The sequence below is a fragment of the Streptomyces spongiae genome, assembly GCF_009377185.1.
GTDB lineage: Bacteria > Actinomycetota > Actinomycetes > Streptomycetales > Streptomycetaceae > Streptomyces > Streptomyces spongiae.
In genome coordinates, this window is record NZ_VJZC01000997.1 from 1 (window position 1) to 1,848 (window position 1,848).

Genomic DNA, 1,848 nt, shown 5'->3' on the forward strand with positions numbered 1-1,848 from the left:
CCCCGGCACCCCGTCCGGCAAGGAGTCCTGATGCGCATCTTCGATCCCCACATCCACATGACGTCACGGACCACCGACGACTACGAGGCCATGCACGCCGCAGGCGTCCGCGCCGTCGTCGAGCCCTCCTTCTGGCTCGGCCAGCCCCGTACCTCGCCCGCCGCCTTCCTCGACTACTTCGACTCCCTCCTCGGCTGGGAACCCTTTCGCGCCGCCCAGTACGGCATAGCCCACCACTGCACCCTCGCCCTCAACCCCAAGGAGGCGAACGACCCCCGCTGCATGCCCGTCCTCGACGAACTGCCCCGCTATCTCGTCAAGGACCACGTCGTGGCCGTCGGCGAGATCGGCTACGACTCGATGACCCCCGCCGAGGACACCGCCCTCACGGCCCAGCTCCAGCTCGCCGCCGACCACGAACTGCCCGCCCTCGTCCACACCCCGCACCGTGACAAGCTCGCCGGCCTGCGCCGCACCCTCGACGTCGTCCGCGAGTCCGCGCTGCCCGCGGAGCGGGTGCTGGTCGACCACCTCAACGAGACCACCGTCAAGGAGGCCAAGGACAGCGGCTGCTGGCTCGGATTCTCCGTCTATCCCGACACCAAGATGGACGAGGACAGGATGGTCGCGATCCTCAAGGAGTACGGCCCCGAGAAGGTGCTGGTGAACTCGGCCGCGGACTGGGGGAGGAGCGATCCCCTCAAGACCCGCAGGGTCGGTGAGGCCATGCTCGCGAGCGGCTTCGGCGACGACGACGTCGACCGCGTGCTGTGGCGCAACCCCGTTGCCTTCTATGGGCTCAGCGGACGCCTCGACCTCGACGTCACGGGCACGGCCGCCACTCACGAGGGCAACTCCGTTCTGCGCGGCGGGGAGTGAGCGATGCGCTTCCGCCACCCCGACGGCTCCATCGTCCACCTCGCCTACTGCACCAACGTCCACCCGGCCGAGACCCTTGACGGTGTTCTCGCCCAACTCCGCGACCACTGCGAACCCGTGCGCCGCCGGCTCGGCCGCGACCGCCTCGGTATCGGGCTGTGGCTCGCGAAGGACGCCGCCCACGCCCTCGTCACCGACCCGTCGGCCCTGCGCGGGCTGCGCACCGAACTCGACCGCCGCGGCCTCGAGGTCGTCACCCTCAACGGCTTCCCCTATGAGGGATTCGGTGCCGAGGAGGTCAAGTACCGCGTCTACAAGCCGGACTGGGCCGACCCCGAACGCCTCGACCACACCACCGCCCTCGCCCGAGTTCTGGCCGGCCTCCTCCCCGACGACGTCACGGACGGCACCGTCTCGACGCTGCCGCTGGCCTGGCACACCGCGTACGACGACGAGCGTGCCGCTCGCGCCCAGAAGGCACTGACCACCCTCGCCGAACGCCTCGACGCCCTGCACGAGCTGACCGGCCGCTCCATCCGCGTCGGTCTGGAACCCGAACCCGGATGCACCGTCGAGACCACCGCCGACGCCATCGGCCCCCTCACCGCGATCAGCCACGACCGCATCGGCATCTGCGTCGACACCTGCCACCTCGCCACCTCCTTCGAAGACCCGCACACCGCCCTGGACGCCCTCACTCACGCCCGCGTCCCCATCGTGAAATCCCAGCTGTCAGCCGCTTTGCATGCCGAACACCCCCACCTCCCCGACGTCCGCGAGGCACTCGCCGCCTTCGACGAACCCCGCTTCCTGCACCAGACCCGCACAGCCACCTCCGTCGGACTGCGCGGCACCGACGACCTGGGCGAAGCGCTCTCGGGAGACGCCCTGCCCGACGCCTCGCCCTGGCGTGCCCACTTCCACGTCCCGTTGCACGCGGCCCCCGCCGCGCCCCTCACCTCCACGCTC

At 70.5% G+C, this 1,848-nt stretch carries 2 protein-coding genes; both read left to right on the forward strand.

Translation table 11 applies throughout. The features are described from left to right. Positions 1-30: 30 nt before the first annotated feature. Positions 31-879 carry a TatD family hydrolase gene (locus tag FNH08_RS49525; RefSeq protein ID WP_152778535.1) on the forward strand — a complete coding sequence of 283 codons (849 nt, stop codon included), beginning with the start codon at positions 31-33 and terminating at the stop codon, positions 877-879. 3 nt (positions 880-882) lie between these two features. Continuing rightward, positions 883-1,848 (forward strand): metabolite traffic protein EboE (gene eboE, locus FNH08_RS49530; protein ID WP_152778536.1); only part of this gene is annotated, 966 nt, incomplete at its 3' end.